This window comes from Desulforhabdus amnigena (assembly GCF_027925305.1).
Taxonomy (GTDB): domain Bacteria; phylum Desulfobacterota; class Syntrophobacteria; order Syntrophobacterales; family Syntrophobacteraceae; genus Desulforhabdus; species Desulforhabdus amnigena.
Map to the genome: position 1 here is coordinate 2,156,952 of NZ_BSDR01000001.1, position 21,211 is coordinate 2,178,162.

Sequence of the window (21,211 nt, forward strand, 5' to 3'; positions counted from 1 at the left end):
TTCAGAACTCCACTTCAAGCCCTGAATCCTGGACTGACCCTCTCAAGGCTCAATCCAAAACTCAAACCTCAAATGGTGGAGGTGAACGGGATCGAACCGATGACCTCCTGCGTGCAAGGCAGGCGCTCTCCCAGCTGAGCTACACCCCCAGTCGGCTCATGGTTCATAGCTCATGACCCATCTACCCCTCATCAGCTATGAGCTATCAGCCATCAACCCCCCTGGTGGGCCTAGGAAGAGTTGAACTTCCGACCTCACGCTTATCAGGCGTGCGCTCTAACCGCATCTGAGCTATAGGCCCCCTGTTCCCTCAAAACTAAATAGCGAGTCCGTGCCGGATTTTTTCTTTCCTTAGAAAGGAGGTGATCCAGCCGCAGGTTCCCCTACGGCTACCTTGTTACGACTTCACCCCAATTACCGACCACACCTTGGTGCGCTGCCCCCCCGAAGGGTTAGCCCACGCACTTCTGGTACAGCCGACTTTCGTGGTGTGACGGGCGGTGTGTACAAGGCCCGGGAACGTATTCACCGCGGCATGCTGATCCGCGATTACTAGCGATTCCAACTTCATGGAGTCGAGTTGCAGACTCCAATCCGAACTGTGAACGGCTTTTTGGGATTGGCTCCCCCTCGCGGGCTCGCTTCCCTTTGTACCGCCCATTGTAGTACGTGTGTAGCCCTGGACATAAAGGCCATGAGGACTTGACGTCATCCCCACCTTCCTCCGGTTTAACACCGGCAGTCCCTTTAGAGTGCCCAACTCAATGATGGCAACTAAAGGCAGGGGTTGCGCTCGTTGCGGGACTTAACCCAACATCTCACGACACGAGCTGACGACAGCCATGCAGCACCTGTCTCCCGGTCCCCCGAAGGGGAATTCCCTGTTTCCAGAGCGGGCCGGGGATGTCAAGCCCAGGTAAGGTTCTTCGCGTTGCGTCGAATTAAACCACATACTCCACCGCTTGTGCGGGCCCCCGTCAATTCCTTTGAGTTTTAGTCTTGCGACCGTAATCCCCAGGCGGAGCACTTAACGCGTTAGCTGCGGCACAGCAGGAATGAGTACCCGCTACACCCAGTGCTCATCGTTTACAGCGTGGACTACCAGGGTATCTAATCCTGTTTGCTCCCCACGCTTTCGCGTCTCAGCGTCAGTTACCGTCCAGATGGGCGCCTTCGCCACTGATATTCCTCCCGATCTCTACGAATTTCACCTCTACACCGGGAATTCCCCCATCCTCTCCAGTACTCAAGCCCGACAGTTTCCAATGCACTTCCCAGGTTAAGCCCGGGGCTTTCACATCAGACTTGCCAGGCCGCCTACACGCGCTTTACGCCCAGTAATTCCGAATAACGCTCGCACCCTCCGTATTACCGCGGCTGCTGGCACGGAGTTAGCCGGTGCTTCCTCTGGTGGTACCGTCACATCAAAGGCCTATTCGACCCCCAATCGTTCTTCCCACCTGACAGGGCTTTACGACCCGAAGGCCTTCATCACCCACGCGGCGTTGCTGCGTCAGCCTTGCGGCCATTGCGCAAAATTCCTCACTGCTGCCTCCCGTAGGAGTCTGGCCCGTGTTCCAGTGCCAGTGTGACTGATCATCCTCTCAGACCAGCTACCCGTCGTCGCCTTGGTAGGCCTTTACCCTGCCAACTAGCTGATAGGACGCAGGCTCATCCCCGAACATCAGCTTCTTCGAGAGGCCGACTTTCACCTTCCCGCTCCCGCGAAAAGGTCGTATCCGGTATTAGCAGCGCTTTCGCACTGTTATCCCAAATCCAGGGGTAGATTACCTACGCGTTACTCACCCGTGCGCCACTTTACTCGCCCGCCCGAAAGCAGACTTTCTCGTGCGACTTGCATGTGTTAGGCACGCCGCCAGCGTTCATTCTGAGCCAGGATCAAACTCTCCAGTTATTTCCTCAATTTCTCAGACCCAACACTTCTCGCTATTTAGTTTCCAAAGAACAGATGCCTTACGCTCAAGGGATTGTTACATTATCACATCCCTTTTACTTCGTCAAGAACTTTTGTCTCGCCCTCAACTCTCGATGAGATGCACTTTCTAACATCTCCATCCTCAGCGGTCAAGAACTTTTTTCACTCTCTCTTTAACCCCCTCGCTCCCTTTCCCGAAGCGAAGGTGCCTTTCTACTGATTTCCTTGCCGCTTGTCAAGGATCTTTTTAATCTTTTTTTACTTTCCCTTCGCCCCGTTTTCTGTTGATCTCCCGAAGCGAAGGTGCCTTTCTACAGATTTCCTTGCTGCTTGTCAAGGATCTTTTTTCACTCTTTTAAAAAATGCATCTGATAGGGGAAAGCCTTCACGAAAACAACACAATCACTCAGAAATCCCAGGCTTTTTCAGAAGAGGGATCGAGATCCTCGAACATCCGGAACAATATTCCCCAATCTTCTATTGCCCGAAGCTATTCCGCGGGAATCAGCGGGTTCACGAGAGCCGGTTTCGGTAGTCCTCATAACCAAACCGGCGGACGATGCGAATGTTTTCCTGGCGATCCCTTACGGCGATGGATGGGAGCCGCACGCCGTTGAAAGTATTGTTTTTCACCATGGTGTAATGGGCCATGTCCATAAGTACGATTTTTGAGCCGATAGAGAGCGGTTCAGGGAAGGAATAGTCCCCAATGATATCCCCCGCAAGACAGGTCATTCCGCCCAAACGGTAGGTATGAGGAAATTCGCCGGCCTTTCCGGCTCCGTCAATTTCAGGCCGGTACGGCATTTCCAGCACATCCGGCATATGTGCGGCAGCCGAAGTGTCCAGAATGGCAATATCCATTTCATTGTGAACGATATCCAGCACCGACGCGACCAGCACACCCGTGTGAAGGGCTATTGCCTCACCTGGTTCCAAATAAATTTCAACGGGATAGCGTTTCTTAAAATCAACAATGAGTTCACACAGCAGATCCACATCATAATCTTTCCGCGTGATATGATGCCCTCCTCCAAAATTCACCCATTGCATCCCTTCCAGGAATTTTCCGAACTTTTCTTCAAAGACGGACAAAGTGCGGGCCAGGGAATCGGCATTCAGTTCACAGAGATTATGGAAATGCAACCCGGATATCCCTTCAAGATTTTCTTCCTCAAAATGAGCAAGTGTCACTCCCAGGCGAGAAAAAGGCCCACACGGATCGTAAATGGGTACCTTCACCTCGGAGTGTTCTGGATTGACGCGAATGCCACAGGAAATTTTTGTGTCAGTGGCGGAAATCAGGGGTTTGAACCGGCTCCACTGGGAAAAGGAATTGAAAACGATGTGATTTGAGTAGCGAAGCAGTTCCTCAAATTCCGAATCCTTGTAGGCCGGCGCAAAGACATGGACTTCCCTGCCAAATTCTTCAAACCCCAGGCGTGCTTCATCCAGAGAACTGGCGGTAACCCCATGCAGGTATTCCCGGATCAGAGGAAAAACACTGAACATGGCAAACCCCTTGAGGGCCATGATGATCTTGCAGCCGGACCTCCGTTGCACGGAATCGAGGACTCTGAGATTCCTCTCCAGAGCGCCTTCATCCACAACATAACAGGGGGTGGGAATATCTCTTATATCCATTTTCATATTCTTTTTTCTGTTGACATTCGATATGCGCAAGCTCGGGTTTTCCAGCATGAAACGCAACGGGCGTGACGCTCAATGTTGCCCCTCTGCACCAGGCCCTGCAGGGACAACAACGAGACACAGTCACGTCCGAATATCATCATAGGAAAAGGGGGCTTTGAATAGGATCAATCCAGGAATTTTTCGGTCCAGGGCAACCCATACTGTCCCAGTTTTTCCATGAAAGGAGTCGGATCGAATTCCTCGACATTGAAGACCCCTTTGCCTCGCCAGGTATGGGTGAGCATCATCATGGCGCCTATCATGGCAGGAACCCCCGTGGTATAGGATATGGCCTGCGCCTGGATCTCCCTGTAGCATTCGGCGTGGTCGCAAACGTTGTAGATATAGTATTTCCTGGGCTTTCCGTTTTTGAGGCCTTCAATCATACAGCCGATATTGGTCTTGCCTTTGTAATTTTGAGCCAGAGAAGAAGGTTCGGGCAGCAAGGCTTTCAAAAACTGCAGAGGAACGATTTCACAGCCCTGGAACTGTACGGGATCGATACGGGTCATTCCCACATTTTCGAGTACACGCAGATGCGTCAGATATTCCTGGGAAAAAGTCATCCAAAACCGCATGCGCTTGATGCCGGGAATGTTCTTTACCAGGGACTCCATCTCTTCATGATACATGAGATACATTTCTCGCGGCCCGATTTCCGGAAAGTCAAAGGTCCTGTGTATGGAGAGGGGGTCCGTCTCGATCCACCGGCCGTTTTCATAGTATTTGCCCCGTGCGGACACTTCACGGATATTGATTTCGGGATTGAAATTGGTGGCAAAGGGATGACCATGCTCTCCGGCATTGCAATCCATGATATCGACCGTGTGGATTTCATCGAAATGGTTCTTCAAGGCATGGGCACAGAAAATATTGGTCACCCCGGGGTCGAACCCACAACCCAGCAGTGCCATAAGCCCCTTTTCCTTGAAGCGGTCATGATAGTCCCACTGCCACTTGTAGCAAAACTTGGCTTCATCGCGCGGTTCGTAGTTTGCGGTATCCATGTAATCCACACCTGTTTCCAGGCATGCGTCCATGATACTGAGATCCTGATAAGGCAATGCGACATTGATGATAAGATCCGGTGCAACTTTGCGAATGAGCTGCACCAGTTCAGCAGTGTTGTCGGCATCCACCTGTGCCGTCTCAATAGGCCGTGAAATCTGACTTTTGATCTTTTCACATTTTTCCAAGGTACGGCTTGCCAGAACAATCTCGGAAAACACTTCGGGAACCTGAGCGCACTTGTGGGTAACTACTCCTCCTACGCCTCCGGCGCCAATGATCAGAACCTTGCTCACTGCGGACTCCTTTGTTGCACCGTCTAGTTTTCGACAACATCAAATATTCAATAAAAGTTGTAATATCCAATCGTTAAAGACATACTTCTTCTTTATCCAAAAGCGCGGAATTATAAAAACATCCATAGGCCAAGTCAATGTGATATGGGAAAAAAAGAGCCTTTCCTTTTTATTTGGACATCCGATATTTTCCCATCATGCCCTTTCAGAAAAAAGAAAAAGCATTCACAGTATTCACCCCTTGAACTCACGAGCGAAAGAATCCATAATGGTTCAACAAGTTGCAGGATCAGAGATACGCACCTTCTCTTCCTCCCGCCCCGCATTCATTCCGATAAGAGGCGTCAGGAAAGGATCATGGAGGTCAGACCTTTTTCCGGCAAGTACATTGAAAAAGAAGTTCTTGCAAAGCACCATGCTTATGCTCTTTATAAGTTTTCGGCAAGCGCGAGTTGACCTGTCACTGTTCTTTATTGAAAAACAAACTATTATGGTCGCAACACACCAGGAAATCCGCTCCGGCTGCCTTTTTCCTGACAGATCTGTTCCGATCTGACGACAAAACTGAGACGGGTATCCTCTCGAAAGGTTTTGTTTTTTTCCAGAAACCCTCTGAAGATGCCGCCCGAGTCTCCTGGTGTGCCGGTTGAACCACAACAATTCATGGAAACACCAAAGAACGGGAGAATGCGAACATGAATGGCGAAAGTCTGAAAGCGATGATCGAAAGTTTGGCCTCTGGAATCGATGATTATATCGAGTTGATTGCCGTAAAAAAGGATTTGATGACTCAGAAAACATATTCCACCAAACGCGATCAGCATATCAGCCTGATGGGGGATAACCTCGCTCTTATCGTTGAAACGCGTCTCAAATCGAAATGTGCACAAATTACTCCTGATGAACTGAACTCCTTGCCGGCAGAAGAACGGGAACTGACTCGGCACCTCGTTGATTTCATCGATCTGCGAATCAAGCTGCGTGCTGGGAAATCTTGAAAAATAAGAACATTCAAGCTATTTTCTCAACTTCTCAAAGGTTCAAAGCTTCTGACGGGGCATCATACCCGACCTCATGCGATTTAGAATTTATCTCAAAATTCGCTCACAGCGTCATCCTGGCGGAAGCCAGGGTCCAGTTTTCTCGGGAATGCCTGGTTTCCGGTTTTCACCGCAATGACGATCAAGGCTATCCGGACCGTCTTGAGATAGTTTCTTAGAGAAAGGGAAGTTATGTCTCAAATCCATTCATACCTCGTTCGGACTTTTCAAAAACCATGACAAGCTTATTTGCAATAATCGGTTTGTTCCTGGGCCTTGCCCTCTCGGCGTCATCCATTTACAAGAGGCTTGTTAGATTGAGAAACTCCTTGGACTCTTCATGGGTGAATGTCGATGCTCAACTCGAAAAACGTTATGACCTGGCATCCCGTATTGCTAATGGAGTAAGGGAATGCTCCACTCCGGAGAATGCCTTGTCGGCAAGACTCGTGGAAACCCTTTCTTCGGCTAAAAAAGCCTCATCCCCCGGGCAAAAAAGGGACCCGGAAAATCGTTTTCAGGACGCTTTGAAAAACATTCTGGCCGTGGTGGAAAGCTGCCCCAATCTCAAGACAAATGGGGATTTCGCTCAAATCCTGGCTCAATTGAAAGAAATTGAAAGGGAGATCGATTCTGCCGGGGAATATTATAATGCTGTTGTCCGCGACTACAATGCGACCATTTCATCCTTTCCCGCCAGCATCATTGCTTCGCGCTTCAGGTTCGAAAAGGCAGACTCTTTCGAGCTCAATCCGGCGCATGAAGAGAAAAAGACAGCTCGCTGAAGGATTCCCTGAACAAAGGAAAGGCCGGTGAATCTTAGGAATGAATGAGGTACGTATTTCCACCTGGAACGAACTGCAAAGTCAGCTCTTTGCGGATTCATGGAACAGCGAACTGGGCCGTTTCCGCTCCCGTTATGCCTTCCGCGGTCTATCCGATGCGCATTACCACCTCGAGACAACCCTGATCCGTCTCGGAGGCAATTACGCAGATCTGGAAAGACACCTGCTCAGGAATTTCAAAAAATACGCCCACCGCAACGTGGTGAAAGGGGACTCCATCTGGCACTGGCTTTCCGTGGCACAGCATTACGGTCTTCCAACCAGGCTCCTCGATTGGACCTATTCTCCTTTTATCGCCATGCATTTCGCAACGGCCAACATCGAAAAGTTTAACCTGGACGGAGCCATTTGGGCCGTCAACTATGTCAAGACACACCAGTTGCTTCCCGATAAGTTGAGATACAAGCTTGAACAGGAGGGAGCAAACGTGTTTACGGTGGAAATGCTTTCCGAGTCCGTCAAATCCCTGGAAGAACTGGCAAAGCTGACCAGCGACCATTTCACGCTCTTCTTTGAACCCCCTTCCATCGATGACCGAATCATCAACCAGTTCGCTTTTTGTTCCGTCATGTCCGACAGCACCAAGGCCATGGATGAATGGTTGGAAAATCACCCGGAGCTCTGGGTAAAGATTATCATTCCCGCTGAACTGAAATGGGAAATCCGCGACAAACTGGATCAGGCAAATATTACGGAAAGAGTTTTGTTTCCCGGCCTGGACGGTCTCAGCCACTGGCTGAAGAGGCACTACAGTCCAAAAGTACCGGCATGAGTTTCCCCAGTCGCATATTGCAGAGAAATCTTGCGTGGGCTTCAGGCACCTCGCGACTCCCCTCAGGGAGTGCCTTTCATGGCATCATCTTGGCCGCGCTGCAACAGGCTTTGGGTTCCGCATCGACGGAAACCTCTGTGGACCGTTTTCTTTCCTGGCTGATGAAAACTCCCACAAACACCAGTCCGGAAGCGAGATATTGCGATGCGGTGAATCGCTCACCCAGTACAAGCCATCCCATGACAATGGTGAATACAGGGATGAGGTTCACGAAGGAGGATGCCTGACTCGCAGGAATTCGGCTGACACCGTAATTGTAGAGCCCATAGGCACCAAAAGTAATGAAAACACCAAGGTAGACAATGGCCAGGGAAGGAACCCATTCAAACCGCGTCGGCAGAGTGGTTGGACCGAAAAACAAGAAGGGCAGAAAAAATAGAGTGCCCGTCACAGCCTGAAAAGCTGTGAGAAACAATGGATTGTAGCGAGCCGTCAAGCGTTTGAGCGTGATCGTATATCCCGTGGCGAAAACCATGGCCATGAATTCACAAAAATTTCCAAACAGAGGGTTGGGTGCATCGTGAGATGGAGAAGATCCCATACTCAACCAACAGGCACCGAGGATAGCCAGTACAAAGCCGGCGATCGTCTGCTTCGTGACCCGTTCCTTCAAAAAGAGGTGGGCTCCCACGGCAACCATGAGAGGCAGCATGGCAGTGATCATACCCGCCTGTGAGGCCGTTGTGTTTTCAATGGCCCTGGCTTCGAAAATGAAATAGAGGCACGGTTCGCAAACAGCCATGAACAGCAGGTATTTGAAATCGCCCTTTCGGTAGACGCTTCCCTGGCAGTTCTTGACGAAAAAGAGAAAAAAAACGCTCGCAACACTCATTCGTCCGAAGATAACCACCATGGGATCATAGGTCTGAAAAGCCAGTTTCAAAGCGATAAAAGAACTAGCCCACAAGACCATCGCCAGCATGAGGCTCAAGATTGAAATCCATTCCGATCGCGTTCGTATCAAAGTCGGCACTCCTGTTATCCTATCATCATTCCAATAAGAGAGGTGAAATTGAACCTGTTTTGATAGCATTCCTGTCATGGAAAGAGAATAACAAAATGACCCCCGGGATGGGGCAAGGACCTTCCTCCATTCCCGCAAAGGCTATGGAAGCTACGTTTTCCTTGCTTCAGGGTCTATTTTAATCTATTCCCATTGCATAACAACCCATGTGAGATATGAAAAAGGGAATGTTTTCCCGGCTGCTCATGAGACAGATTGCAGAGTCTTTTGACCCCTATTCCAGGAGAAGGAAAATGTCGAACTCGGAAAGTCATCTCATCCTCGTTACGAAATCCCAATCGGGCGTTTTGCGCATTGCCATCAATCGCCCGGAAAAGAAAAACGCTCTCACCATCGAGATGTATGCGGCCCTGGCTCAATCGATCCGTCAGGGGGAAGCCGACACATCGGTGCGTGTCTTCCTGCTGCACGGAACTGAAGACTGTTTTTCCAGCGGAAACGATCTGAAAGATTTCCTGGAATCTCCACCCAAAGACGAATCGAGTCCCGTCTTTCAGTTTATTCAGGCGATCAGCCAGGCTGAAAAGCCCATCGTCGCTGCCGTAAATGGCCCCGCCGTGGGGATAGGTACGACCATGCTCCTTCACTGCGACCTGGTCTACGCCGGTTCAAACGCCCGCTTCATGATGCCCTTCGTAAACCTCGGCCTCAATCCCGAAGCCGCTTCCAGTTTGCTGCTGCCTCGATTGGCGGGCTATCAGCGTGCAGCCGAGGTCCTGCTCCTGGGAGAGCTTTTTTCTGCGGAAAAAGCGAGGGAAATCGGATTGGTAAACAGCGTTCTTCCCGATGCGGAAGTGCTGGAATTCGCTTCCGCCCAGGCGAATAAGCTCGCCGCCAAGCCATTTGCGTCCGTGCTCCTCACCAAAGCCTTGCTCAAGAAGGAGGACAAGGCAGCGATCCAGCGAATCATATCCGAGGAATTCCAGTACATCATCGAAAGGCTTGGTTCCCCCGAAGCAGTGGAGGCATTCAATGCCTTCTTTGAACGCAGAAAACCGGATTTTTCTCAGTTCAACTGAAAACCGTTCTCTGCAACCGGTGAACACTCCTGCAAAACACGTAGACAATTGTCCGACAGCAACTGCAGCGTGACGTTGTCCCATAAGGGAAAATGGGGTCATGTCCTGCCGGAACGATTATGAAAGACTGATGCGGGGCTGCAGGTCTGGGAAAAAGCTCCTCGTCCAATAGAGCGATGAAAGCGAATTCAATGCCTTATCCCCATTTCATTCTCCAATTGCCCGACTGGATCGACGTGTTCCTTCCCGATCCCGACAAAGTCTATCCCACCGTTGAAGACCGCATGCGCCTTGTCATCGAACTTTCACGACTCAATTTTGTGCATGGAACGGGAGGTCCTTTTGGCGCGGGAATCTTCGATCTGGATACCCACAAGTTGATTGCTCCGGGAGTCAACCTGGTCGTCTGCTTCAATTGCTGCGTGCTTCATGCGGAGATCGTGGCCCTCATGATCGCGCAGCAGGTGACACAATGCTATGATTTGGCAGGAGAAGGGATGCCGCCGTGTGAAATGGTGGTGAGCACCGAACCCTGCGCCATGTGCCTTGGAGCCATACCCTGGTCGGGAATCCGCAGGCTTGTATGCGGTGCAAGAGATGAAGACGCACGCAGCATAGGATTTGACGAAGGGGAGAAAGTACCCGATTGGATAGGGGCCCTGGCAAAACGGAACATTTCCGTCGAACGAAATGTCTGCCGCCTGGAAGCGCGCGCAGTCCTTCGGCAATACTTTGAAACGGGGGGTATCATCTACAACAGTCGCCAGCAGCAGATCCTTTGCACCCCATGATCTTCGGTTCCATCATCCCAAAACGAAGGCACAGTATGATTCAGGTCACTGATACCATCAGCATCGATGAAAACGAAATCCATGAAGATTTCATTCTTGCATCAGGTCCGGGAGGCCAAAATGTCAACAAGGTCGCCACAGCGGTGCAGCTTCGCTTTGACGTTTTGAACTCCCCCTCTCTTCCGCCGGAAGTCCGAGAGCGGCTGATTCGCCTGGCGGGAAGCCGGATGACAAAAGACGGAGTATTGATCATCACCGCCAGACGATTTCGCACCCAGGAAGGAAATCGGGAAGACGCCCTCGTGCGGCTCATCGAACTCGTACGCCGGGCGATGGAAAAACCCAAGCCCCGCCGCAGGACCACTCCGAAACCGGCAGCAAAAAAACGCAGGCTCGAGGAGAAACGGCAGAGGGGTGCAACCAAACGCATGCGCAAACCGGTTTCCAAAGCTGACGAATGATCGACTGCATCACGAAGTGAGAGAAAACGGTTGTATCGTCGGCGGTGATTGCGGTATCGGACACAAGAGCGTCAAAATACGTTGCTGGAGAATAAAATGTTCCTGGAGGCTCTTTTAACCACTTATGGTTACCCCGCCATTTTTGTCGGCACCTTCCTTGAGGGAGAAACTATTGTCGTCATTGCAGGATTCCTGGCCCATCGAGGGTATCTGAGCCTTCCGATGGTTATCCTTATGTCCTTCTTGGGATCTTTTGCGGGCGATCAGCTTTTTTTCCACCTGGGGCGCATGGGAAAAATTGGTATTCTTCAAAGAAAAAAAGGGTGGCAGTCAAACGTCAATAAAGTTCGAACTATTTTAGAACGCCACAGGATTCCCCTGGTGCTCGGCTTCAGGTTCGTGTATGGATTTCGTACCATCACACCTTTTGTCATCGGCATGAGCGGCTTTACCCGAGCCGCATTCATCTTTCTGAACGGCATTGGCGCAATGCTCTGGGCCATTGTCATAGGAACGGGCGGCTACATCTTCGGGCAGGTTCTCGAGTCTTTCCTGGCAGACATGAAAAGATACGAATGGTGGATAGCACTGGGAATTGCCCTGGCTGGTGGAATACTCTTGATCTACCACACCAAAACCGGAAAGTCGCAAAACAACCAGCATAAGACATAACGGATTCGTAAAAAAATGGGGACTTCCAGACATCTCTGCGTAGAGGGTCGGAATGAGGCGGGGGCGATCAACGATCGCCCCATCATGCCACAAGCCATCGGCGCAACTCTCCTTCTTCCCCTTCGAGAAGCGGATACTCGCAGCGTTCCCCTCTATAATCCTTGAACACTATGAAACTCCGGTTGATTTCCTGAACGTAATTGGGAGAAAGAGGTATTTTCCCCTGCCCTCCGGGAAGATCGATAACGAAATGAGGCATGGCCAGACCTGAAATACGGTTGCGCAGGGCGTGAATTATTTTGAGGCCGGTGGCCACGGGGGTTCGAAAATGGGAGGTCCCTCGAGTCAGATCCATTTGGAGCAGATAATAAGGACGGACCCTCAATGAGAGAAGCTGTTGGAACAACTCGCCAAGAACTTCAGGCTGATCGTTGACGTCCCGCAGGAGCACTGTTTGACTGCCCAGAGGGATTCCCGCATCAGCCAGGAGTGTGCATGCTTTGCGGGATTGCGGCGTGATTTCCCATGGATGATTGAAATGAAGGTTCATAAAGAGAGGGTGATACCTGGAGAGCATGGCCGCCAATTCGGGCGTTATCCTCCCAGGATCCACGCAGGGAATCCGTGACCCGATACGAATGATTTCCACATGAGGAATCTTCCTCAGCGCTGCCAGGATATTTTCCAGCCGGGACAAAGGGAGCAGGAGCGGGTCTCCACCGGAGAGGAGCACGTCCTTCACATTCCTGTTGCCGCCGATATAGTCCAGTGCTCCCTTGAAATGTTCATCGGTAAACGGAAGAGGTTTTTCCCACCTTCTCTTCCTGGTACAGAAACGACAGTACATGGCGCATTCATGAGAGATCAGCCAGAGGACTCGATTGGGATAACGATGTACAAGGTTCGGCACGGGGGAGAGAGCCTCTTCGGCCAGAGGGTCTTCCAGTCCTTCCAGGTCTTCCAACTCTCTGAGGTCGGGAACAGCCTGCCGCCAGATGGGATCTCCAGAAAATCGGATCAGATTTCTGTAGTAGGAACTGATTCTGAAAGGGAAACATTCCGTCACGCGCCGAAGCTCGTCTTGAGCTCCTGCGCTATATTTTGTTAAGATATCCGGCGAAGTCATCATTCCTTCTATTCACAAAAATCTATAATTCATTTAAATTAAAAATACTTATAGCTTAAGCTCTCTACTCGCCCCCTTTCAGGCGGGAAGGGAAATCTTGCGTTTGGCCAGGTCCGGGTGCTGCCGGTAAAGGATGGCGATGTTCCCCACCAATGCTACCCTTTCGCAGTTCAGCCTCTCTGCGATTTCCTGGGAAAGCTCTTTCTTTTGCTCCTGGAAATCAAGGAACTTGATTTTGATGAGTTCGTGAGCATTGAGAGCGATATCTACGGCATCGAATAACTGATCCGTCAGCCCATTCTTCCCAATCTGCACCACGGGTTTCAGGTGATGAGCCAGCCCTTTGAGATATTGTCGCTGAAAACTACTGAGATTTTCCATATGAATGTCCTCTATTGGTCGGATTTTACCGCCCTTCGACTTGAGATCAGACATACTTTCCTCCCCCACCAATGGAATGAAGGAAAATCAAGTCTCAGGGCGGAATTCCAACCTACCTGTCCTCTCCAGTGCGCCTGCCGGGAGCGAGAGTATGCTCTCTAGCGGCGATCACGGGGATTTCGGAAAAATCACGCCATTTGTTCTTCAACACTTCCCTTCGATCCTCTTGTGTAAAATACAGGCTTTCTAATTTCACGGGAATGAAAGGCAGCAACTGAAAGGAGACCGGCATCATCAAGCCGGCGGTGCTGTGTTGGGTCGAAAAAATAAATGCGTGACCCACTTCATGCAGTAAAGTGCGCCTATCCAGATGCTTCACAATGATATACCGCCTGTATGTATCATCAATACACCCTTCCCATGCCCCCATCAAGTTCCTCATCAAACCCTCTCCGACGTTCCATCGCGTGAAACCGATGGCCAGATCGAACTCATGCCCCTCAGCCGCGTTAAAGAGTTTTTCAAGCATGGAAGTGGGATCGCGCTTCTCCCATTGGATGGAGATATATTCGATGGGAACGAACCTTATTCCCACCTGCTCGTCGAAAACTCTTGAACACTCCCAGATCAGCTGATCGATTTGATCCCTTCCATGACTTCCATCCGTGGCGACAAGGACTCTAACTTCTCTAAGGGGCAAATTCTCGGCGCTGAAATCCGCATCATGGACATGTCCCTTGACCGTGGCACAAGATGCAAGCAACGAAACAACCGCCAACAGCAAAAACAACTTTAATGTTTTCAACATAACAATTCCCCTCCCCCTCCATTTGACAGACAGGATTCATACACCACCGATATCTCCCATTCGGGCGTATTCAACCCCAATGGGTGTCGATTCCTCATCCTGCCCATTTCATCGGTATATTATGCATATCTGTGAAACGTTTTCATGGAGGAGAGTCGGGGCATGATAATCTATTATTCGAAACATGCAATGCGGAAACGCAGCCATTCTCAATTTGGATATCTCTCACGATAATGCCATTTTCGACAACCATCCCCTGTCAAAAGGGAGCCTTCTACAAGACTCCCCGCTCGAGGGAGGCTGGAGATGTAAATTTTCCAAATGAAAATTGCTGGGAGAATAGATTTCAGTCTGACACTAAATTCCGGCTGGGTAGTGCTACATTGTCACATTAACCACAGAGACACGGAAGGCATGGAGAAAGACCATCAAATGAAATTTCCGTGTCTCCGTGGTTAGATGAAATCGGACATTGTCGAGTTACAAACCTCTTGACTTGAGGGTTATAATGCAAATGGAAAGTAGCTCTTTCCTCCTCAAGTAAAGAGTCAGGTAAACGCCCCTTGCCTGGCTCTTTACTCTCTATTGAATATCAGAAGACGTCTTCAAGACTTCCACACAATTTCTTCACATTTTTTTCACAATAATGCGTTATCCATAAAGCCGGAAAGAGAGTCTTTCCTCCTTGTATCTCACCTCCCTACTGGAGAGTCAGGCCATTACCCCCGCCTGACTCTCCACGTCCCCCCCACCGATTAAGAGCCTATCCGAAAACATTCCTCGGCAGCGGACACCCCCCTTCAATTCCCCCCTCGAGGGGGGACCAAGGGGGGTGTCGCAAAGTCCACAGGGGGTTTTTGGATAGGCTCTAAGTACCTGACCGTAGGTTATTTAAAATTTATGGTTGCCTTCTAAAGACAAGGCGGGGTTGACATGTACGAAATACTGTCTATACTAGGTCGGAATTGGATGGATTGAAGAAATAGAGGGAGCTCGGAAAGGTTTTTTTACAAGCCTAGCCATAAATGAGTTGTTGCTGAGCGAGACTTTCGACATTCGAGAAGAGTGTTGGAAGTCTCTTTTTTTTGTCTACCCAACATCCGCTACCCCACCGAGCCCCCGGGGAGAAAAAAATTTCCTGCAATAAATCGAGGTCCGCCAGGGAAAACCCGCCGTGAGGGTGAGCCTTGCCGGTCGAAAATGGTCCTGGTCGGACGCGAAACCCGGCCCGCCATTTCATAATAAAAAGAAACGATAGGAGACGAACGCCATGAAGCAAAGAAAAGCCATCTATATGACCGAATCCGACATGAAGCGGTTAGAGAAACTCCTTGAACTGCTTGAAGAAGAGGATAATGTTCGAGATCAAGACCACTTGGTTCAGCTCGGAGATGAGCTCAGACGGGCAAAGGTGGTGCCCTCCAAAAGCATCCACCCTGATGTGGTAACCATGAACTCGAAAATCCGGGTTAAAGATTTGAACTCAGGCAATGAAACAATTTATCACCTGGTTTTCCCTGGGGATGCCGATGCAAAGAACAACAGGATATCCATCCTGGCACCGATCGGCACGGCGCTCATCGGTTTCAGAGCGGGAGACGTTGTTGAATGGGAAGTCCCGGCAGGCTTAAGACAATTAAAGATCGAAGAAATCATTTATCAGCCCGAGGCGGCAGGGGACTTCCATCTTTAGGAGCCTGCCCGGAAGAGCGGCGAACGGACAATCCCTGTTACAGCGCATACCGGTTTCATCGCGCTCAACGCACTCGCCACACGTGCACGACCGGTTTGGCCGAATCCGCGAAGAGCTCAAGAACGTAAAGCAAATCGTTGGCCCGGTCGTATGCGATATCCCCTATCCGGTATCTTCGCTGAACCCCTGTGCCCAGCATAGCCGGTTCGACTCCTTCGGGATTGAGGAAAAGATGCCTGTCTATGCCCACCGACGCATAGGGCTGGGGTTTCCAGGACTTGATTTCACCTGCTGCAACCCGCGCGAGGCCGGCCGGATCATAGAGGATGAACCGCGCCTCGAATCGGGTGGTCCACCAGCCCCGATAATCATTGTGCCCTTTGCATTCCGTGAGATCTGCCTTGGGGCAGGGCGTACCATCCGCCATTCGGCAGACATCAAACTGACCGACCAAGTCCTCGGCAACGCAGGGCAGATTGGGGCCTGCCGGATTGACGAACCCATACCAGTACTTCGTTCCCACTGACTTGGTGCCGGCAAAGAGGACCGCAGACTTGCCGGTACTGGTCGTTATCCAGGCGGCACCCTCCCATTCGTCAGGATGCTGATAGCCTTTGAGGCAGTTCCTGATTTTGGAGGTGTTCATTGAGTTTTCATAGAGCAGCAGCACTTTTTCTTTCAGATGCGCTCCCGGGGCCGCAGGTGTACCGTGGCTTCCTGACCAGGGCCGGTAGGCAAAAAGGGCCGGTCCCATACCCGACCAGCCCCCATCCCTGAAACGCCCTGTTCCAAGGACCCGTCCTCCTGTATGTTTTTTCGCCCAGGTGGATGGAATATCGAGCATGTAACCGTTGACACTGTAAAACGACCTGTTGCCGATAAACCAGGTTCCCTGGAAATTCGGTTCCCTCAGGTTCGGATCGAACCATGCGTGGGTAGCGGGTGACGTGTCAGGCTCCAGGTGCTGCCCCCAGCCGATATGGATCTTTGGGCCGGTTGCTCTGGTGTTCAGGTACTGCATGCCCACACGCGGGAGTTCGTCCATGCCCTTGAACCGCCCTCGCGTGACATTTTGAAACCGTTGCAGGAAGCCCGCTCGATTGAGGCCTCCCAGATTCTTTGAAACCACAGGCACTGGAATACTGATTTCCGCTACCTGGTTTCCATTTGGCAGCTCGCCATACGGGAGCCTGTCGTGGCCCATTATGAACAACGAGCCTGGAAAGCCGTCGGCTGGTCCTGAAGGATCGCCGTCAGGATTGAACGTCATGGCGCTCCCCCCGTACATGAAAGTCTTGGGGCGAATGTCGCCGCCGGGAAGCCTGAATGCCCCCAGATACACGAAGTCCCTGGGGCGCACCAGCCCCGCACAAGGGCCCTCCTGAGCCATGGTCTGCTCACCGGAGGCGAATGCGGCTGAAGCCATCATCAAGCCTGCCGTGAACAACAAGAACGATACCGACAGGATCACTGCCACACCCATTGGTGATACTCTTCTGTATTCCATGACAACCCCAGGTCTATTTTCTAAGCAAGAAACAGAAAATAAAAACTATAATTTCAATGTTTTACGCTTTACGAGGCCGGTTGCCAGGGCGACGACTGGATGATTTCTCGCAGGACAAGCCGACCTGTAATCTAAAAAAAAGCCGGGCGGCCCAGGTACAATTCCCAAGTCGCTCGGCCCGAGTTCCCCACCGAGGAGATAAGGCTATCCGACTCGCTCCAGGCGGGTCTTGATGTACTTTAGCAGCGGCGTCCCCCCTGTCGGTTCGGTGCAGTTGGGCGGCATCAATGCCCCAGGCACGTTCACCCCCCCGAAATCCGGGTACTTGGGATCGCCTTCCAGGCCGCGCACGTGCCCGTACCCACCCGCTGCTGCCAGCACACCGGGTCGGATGTCATCCGTGACCTCAGCCTTGATGAGCACGCTGCCCCAGGGTGAAACCAGACGTACCGTGTCTCCCGAGACGATGTCCCGGCTGGCGGCGTCAGCAGAATTGATGAGCACCGAATTGGTCTTTCTCAGTTTCATGAGCTGGTAGTTGTTGAAGGTGGAACAATGCTCGTGTTGTAGAATCCGGATGTTGCCAAAGAGGAAGGGATACTCTGCATCCGGAAGCAACTGCTCGTCCACGGGCTTGTGGTCGGGCAATGGGTCCACGCCTTTTTCCTGGCTGACGGGATTGAGAAAATTGAACTTGCCGGTCTTGCTCTTGCCCGAACTGCCGTACCCTTCCGGCGGATTGATCGAACCCCACTTCCTGTATTTGTGATATTCAGCCTGGTCTGTTATGATGAAGCCCTTCTCCCGCAGTTCTTCGTAGCTCCAGGGCAGATCACGCATCTGGTTGGCAAAGGCCTCGTCCATATTTTTCCAAGGCACCGCATCGGCCACCCCCATACGCTCGGCCAGCCCCTGAACGATTTTGTACATGGGCCGGGAATCGTACATAGGCGGCACTACTTCGGCAAAATAGCTCAAAAAGGCTTCATAGAGCCAGTCCGGCTTGACTTGGGCCTGCTCCAACCAGGTCGAATCCGGGAGGACCACGTCACTGTACAGAGCGGTATTGCACATGAAGGCGTCGATCGTCACGCAAAAGTCCAGCTGTGTAAGGCCTCGAGCCACCGAAGCACTGTTTCCCCAGGTCAGCACGGGATCGGCCCAATACGAAACCAGGGCTTTGATCTTACCCTCCCGGACATGATCCTCGAACTTGGCTGGAGACCATCCGGACCAGAGCAGGAAGGAATCCACCTTGGGCGCATTCTTTTTCTCCGGCTTTTTCTGACCGTCGCGCCAGGCCGAACCCAATTTTCGCTTGAACGGTAGACTGGGGCCACCGGGAGCATCAAAGGTCCCGCACAGGCCGTTCAAAGCCTGAATCGCCGCCGTGGCCCAATGACCGTTGGGGCACTGCGCCAGACCGGTCCAGGACAGGACTCCCTTGGCCTTCGCCGCTGCGAATTCACGAGCGATCCGCGCCAGTGTTTCAGCGGGAATGCCGCAGATGGCCTCAGCCCACTCGGGAGTGCGCGCCACGCCGTCTTCCTGCCCCAAAACGCGGGCGCGGAATTCGTCGAAGCCAACGGTCCAGTCTCGCACGAAGTCCTTGTCATACAGGTCTTCTTTGAGGATCACGTAGGCCATGGCCATGGCCGCCGCCCCGTCGGTGCCCGGCACGATGGGCAGCCATTCCGTGGCCTTTGCCGCCGTATCAGACTTGCGCGGGTCAAAAACCACAAGCTTCGCACCGCGATTCAGGGCTTTCTTGAAAGCCGATGTCTTGCGCTGGCCGTACGACGTAGCCAATTCATTGTTGCCAAAAAGGATGATGTAATCCGACTCGTCGTAATTGATCCAGGGCCGCTTGTCGTTCAGGATATGCTCCGTAGCCATGCGGTTGGAATTGTCGCACATGGTCCGGTGCGTGCCCTTGGGGCAGCCCAGGTGCTCAAAAAAGGCCTCATGCACAAAATTGGCAAAGTCGTTGCCGCGGAAATAGGCCAGCTTGCCCTCCGGAACGGCGGAAAGCCTGGCTGCGACCAGATCCAGGGCCTCGTCCCAGCCGGCCTTGCGAAAACGCCCGTGCTCGCGAATGAGCGGGGTTTTAAGACGATACGCGCTGTAAACATGATTGGGCGCGGCCGCGCCCTTGGGACACAGACGTCCGCCACCTTTCGGATCTCCGGGCAAACCGGCTACACCGACTAAAATACCATCCTTGAGTTTGGCCTTCATGCCGCACAGGGCGCCGCAGGTGTAGCAGTGGGTGGGAACCTCCTTTTCCGGCAGCTCCGGCCTGGCACCCTGCCGGAGCAGAGGCGCGGCAAAGGGAAACCCGGACTGGCGCAGGGTGTCGCCCATCCTGCGGCAACGCTCTCCAGCGGTTTCGGGGCTGACCAGGGCCGATCCCTCCAACACGTTACGACAGCATTCCAAAAAGGCCCGGCACATGCGGCCCATCTCACGGTACCAGGGGCTCTGGGCGCAAGCCGTCAGCTGATCGCAGAACAAGAGCCCCCAGCTCATGATGGTTTCAGCGAAAAAGGCCTCGTACATGTCAAGACGGCCCTGTTCCAACAAAGTCGCGCAAACTTCGAACTCGACGGCCACATGATCTTCCAGATCGCGAAAGTCGGGATCGACATGCAGGTCCAGGGAGCGCAGCAGCTCGCGCAGATCGAACACCGCCTGTTGTTGGACCACCGGGGTCTTGGTACGATGCACGGATTCATAGGGAAAAACGGGATTGGCTCCGGCGTTCAGAAAAAGGTCCGCATATTCGTAACGGAGCTCCGTATGCAGCTTTTCCAGCGCCATACCCTGGACGAAGGCTGCAAAGCGCCCGGCCATTTCCCGCAAGGCCGGGATACCCCCCAGTTCGTAGGTCCATTTCAAACGATCCAAGAAAATTGGCGAGCCAATGCAGGACACAATATCCAGGGATGGCTCGTCCCGAAAAATTGTCGAAAAGAAACGGTAAATGCCAGCTTGGTCGATTTGCAAGTTTCTATCCATGAAATCCTCCCTTGAATATTGGAAGCCAACTTACCCACCGAAGCACGAAAGTGGTTGCACTATCACCTGCAAGACCGAGATCCGACACAGGGCTTTCTTTCCATACTTGAACCCTTGGACCTCAAATCCTGAGCTGGATAGAATCCGCCGGATCAACCTGCAGCAACTTTCATGGCCGGAATGGTCACAACGAAAAATAAAAAAATACAAAGGGATACAAGACAATAGGGAAAGCTGGAAGTGATACTGACAAACGATGTTATCATGAGCTATGAGCTATGAACCATGGGCCTTTTTTCATATAAACCACAAAGACACGGAGAACACAATGATTTCATTTGAAAGTCTCTCTCTGTGCCCTCTGTGTCTCTTTGGTTCAAATGAAATCTGACAATGTCAAGCTATGATGCTCACTCGGGGGATCTTCGCCAATCCATCGAGCCAGGGGCTGCTGCGTTTTCCAAGGAATCTTATGAGGCCGGCCATTAGTCCCTTGTCATGTTCGTTTTCTTAAGTTCGAATTTCGGTTTTATTCAATGATCATAATAGAGACGGTCCTGGCACGAGGACTTGCACCTCGTAATTTCTGTGCCATGCCGGGCACACACCAAAAAGCTCAGCAGCGGTGCCAAGGGACTCTGGGCGAAAGGGAACTACGTGGTTTCGCCGTCTACTGGAACGACATGTTTAGCCAGGGAAGGACTGGAAAGAGTCAGGATGCCTTCCTGGCAGGTTGGGTTCTGTCACCAATTCCCAACAAAAGACCTTTGACAGAAATGTCCTCGTCCAGTTCCTCCCAATGGAGGCCGATACCTCTCACCGCTGATGAAGAACATCCTTGCTTTTGAGCCCTATTTGAACCAGATTTTCGGCAACCCCGTAAAGCAGGAACCGATGCCACGTAGTATCCTTCCCGGTCACGTTCTATGATTACGCTGAACTGTTTTTCCTGCCGCGGCTCCTCTCTTTGTTTCCTCATCGAACCGCCGGGCCCGACGTTCGGCAATGTCGCCTCGCCCGAAATATTTAAACTTTTTCTTCCCTTCCTCATAGAAGGTGCAA

General features: G+C 51.8%; 16 protein-coding genes, 2 tRNA genes and 1 rRNA gene. 8 read left to right on the top strand and 11 right to left on the bottom strand.

Annotated features, from left to right (window positions below; translation table 11 throughout):
- Positions 1-73 precede the first annotated feature (73 nt).
- The 5 genes from QMG16_RS09225 to QMG16_RS09245 all read right to left on the bottom strand — a co-directional run bounded on the left by QMG16_RS09225 (position 74) and on the right by QMG16_RS09245 (position 4,932).
- A tRNA-Ala gene (locus QMG16_RS09225) sits at positions 74-149 on the bottom strand.
- 73 nt (positions 150-222) lie between these two features.
- Positions 223-301: transfer RNA gene (locus tag QMG16_RS09230), tRNA-Ile, on the bottom strand.
- Between the two features lie 54 nt (positions 302-355).
- Positions 356-1,915 (bottom strand): 16S ribosomal RNA (locus tag QMG16_RS09235).
- Between the two features lie 534 nt (positions 1,916-2,449).
- Positions 2,450-3,586, bottom strand: a complete 1,137-nt coding sequence (gene nspC, locus QMG16_RS09240; protein WP_373878665.1) for a carboxynorspermidine decarboxylase — start codon at positions 3,584-3,586, stop codon at positions 2,450-2,452.
- A 167-nt stretch (positions 3,587-3,753) separates the two neighbouring features.
- Positions 3,754-4,932, bottom strand: a complete 1,179-nt coding sequence (locus QMG16_RS09245; RefSeq protein ID WP_281793685.1) for a saccharopine dehydrogenase family protein — start codon at positions 4,930-4,932, stop codon at positions 3,754-3,756.
- Positions 4,933-5,627: 695 nt separating this feature from the next.
- Between QMG16_RS09245 and QMG16_RS09250 the strand changes: the two genes are divergently transcribed.
- The 3 genes from QMG16_RS09250 to QMG16_RS09260 all read left to right on the top strand — a co-directional run bounded on the left by QMG16_RS09250 (position 5,628) and on the right by QMG16_RS09260 (position 7,589).
- On the top strand, positions 5,628-5,930 hold the full coding sequence (locus QMG16_RS09250; RefSeq protein WP_281793686.1) for a hypothetical protein: 303 nt from the start codon (positions 5,628-5,630) through the stop codon (positions 5,928-5,930).
- A gap of 371 nt (positions 5,931-6,301) precedes the next feature.
- Entirely contained in the window at positions 6,302-6,757 is a 456-nt protein-coding gene (locus QMG16_RS09255; RefSeq protein WP_281793687.1) for a LemA family protein, read from the top strand.
- A gap of 40 nt (positions 6,758-6,797) precedes the next feature.
- Positions 6,798-7,589 (top strand): FRG domain-containing protein, encoded by a 792-nt coding sequence (locus QMG16_RS09260; RefSeq protein WP_281793688.1) that lies wholly within the window; start codon positions 6,798-6,800, stop codon positions 7,587-7,589.
- A 76-nt stretch (positions 7,590-7,665) separates the two neighbouring features.
- Here the strand turns inward: QMG16_RS09260 and QMG16_RS09265 are convergent, their stop codons facing one another.
- Positions 7,666-8,613 carry a DMT family transporter gene (locus QMG16_RS09265; protein ID WP_281793689.1) on the bottom strand — a complete coding sequence of 316 codons (948 nt, stop codon included), beginning with the start codon at positions 8,611-8,613 and terminating at the stop codon, positions 7,666-7,668.
- 293 nt (positions 8,614-8,906) lie between these two features.
- Between QMG16_RS09265 and QMG16_RS09270 the strand changes: the two genes are divergently transcribed.
- The 4 genes from QMG16_RS09270 to QMG16_RS09285 all read left to right on the top strand — a co-directional run bounded on the left by QMG16_RS09270 (position 8,907) and on the right by QMG16_RS09285 (position 11,616).
- Positions 8,907-9,692 (top strand): enoyl-CoA hydratase, encoded by a 786-nt coding sequence (locus QMG16_RS09270; protein ID WP_281793690.1) that lies wholly within the window; start codon positions 8,907-8,909, stop codon positions 9,690-9,692.
- 191 nt (positions 9,693-9,883) lie between these two features.
- Positions 9,884-10,483 carry a nucleoside deaminase gene (locus QMG16_RS09275; RefSeq protein WP_281793691.1) on the top strand — a complete coding sequence of 200 codons (600 nt, stop codon included), beginning with the start codon at positions 9,884-9,886 and terminating at the stop codon, positions 10,481-10,483.
- Between the two features lie 35 nt (positions 10,484-10,518).
- Positions 10,519-10,944, top strand: a complete 426-nt coding sequence (gene arfB / locus QMG16_RS09280; protein ID WP_281793693.1) for an alternative ribosome rescue aminoacyl-tRNA hydrolase ArfB — start codon at positions 10,519-10,521, stop codon at positions 10,942-10,944.
- 96 nt (positions 10,945-11,040) lie between these two features.
- On the top strand, positions 11,041-11,616 hold the full coding sequence (locus QMG16_RS09285) for a DedA family protein (RefSeq protein ID WP_281793695.1): 576 nt from the start codon (positions 11,041-11,043) through the stop codon (positions 11,614-11,616).
- An 82-nt stretch (positions 11,617-11,698) separates the two neighbouring features.
- On the opposite strand, the gene QMG16_RS09290 is transcribed toward QMG16_RS09285, so the two are convergent.
- The 3 genes from QMG16_RS09290 to QMG16_RS09300 all read right to left on the bottom strand — a co-directional run bounded on the left by QMG16_RS09290 (position 11,699) and on the right by QMG16_RS09300 (position 13,931).
- Positions 11,699-12,682 (bottom strand): KamA family radical SAM protein, encoded by a 984-nt coding sequence (locus QMG16_RS09290; RefSeq protein WP_281793697.1) that lies wholly within the window; start codon positions 12,680-12,682, stop codon positions 11,699-11,701.
- Positions 12,683-12,820: 138 nt separating this feature from the next.
- Positions 12,821-13,177: a ribosome assembly RNA-binding protein YhbY gene (yhbY, locus tag QMG16_RS09295; protein WP_281793699.1), complete on the bottom strand. Its 357-nt coding sequence runs from the start codon at positions 13,175-13,177 to the stop codon at positions 12,821-12,823.
- Between the two features lie 58 nt (positions 13,178-13,235).
- The gene (locus QMG16_RS09300) at positions 13,236-13,931 is read right to left on the bottom strand and encodes a hypothetical protein (RefSeq protein ID WP_281793701.1); all 696 of its coding nucleotides are present in this window, start codon (positions 13,929-13,931) and stop codon (positions 13,236-13,238) included.
- 1,270 nt (positions 13,932-15,201) lie between these two features.
- Here QMG16_RS09300 and rnk point away from each other — a divergent pair.
- The gene (rnk, locus tag QMG16_RS09305) at positions 15,202-15,624 is read left to right on the top strand and encodes a nucleoside diphosphate kinase regulator (protein WP_281793702.1); all 423 of its coding nucleotides are present in this window, start codon (positions 15,202-15,204) and stop codon (positions 15,622-15,624) included.
- A 64-nt stretch (positions 15,625-15,688) separates the two neighbouring features.
- Here the strand turns inward: rnk and QMG16_RS09310 are convergent, their stop codons facing one another.
- Both QMG16_RS09310 and QMG16_RS09315 read right to left on the bottom strand, forming a co-directional pair.
- On the bottom strand, positions 15,689-17,107 hold the full coding sequence (locus QMG16_RS09310) for a hypothetical protein (protein ID WP_281793703.1): 1,419 nt from the start codon (positions 17,105-17,107) through the stop codon (positions 15,689-15,691).
- A gap of 228 nt (positions 17,108-17,335) precedes the next feature.
- On the bottom strand, positions 17,336-20,149 hold the full coding sequence (locus QMG16_RS09315) for a molybdopterin-dependent oxidoreductase (RefSeq protein WP_281793704.1): 2,814 nt from the start codon (positions 20,147-20,149) through the stop codon (positions 17,336-17,338).
- Positions 20,150-21,211: the final 1,062 nt, after the last annotated feature.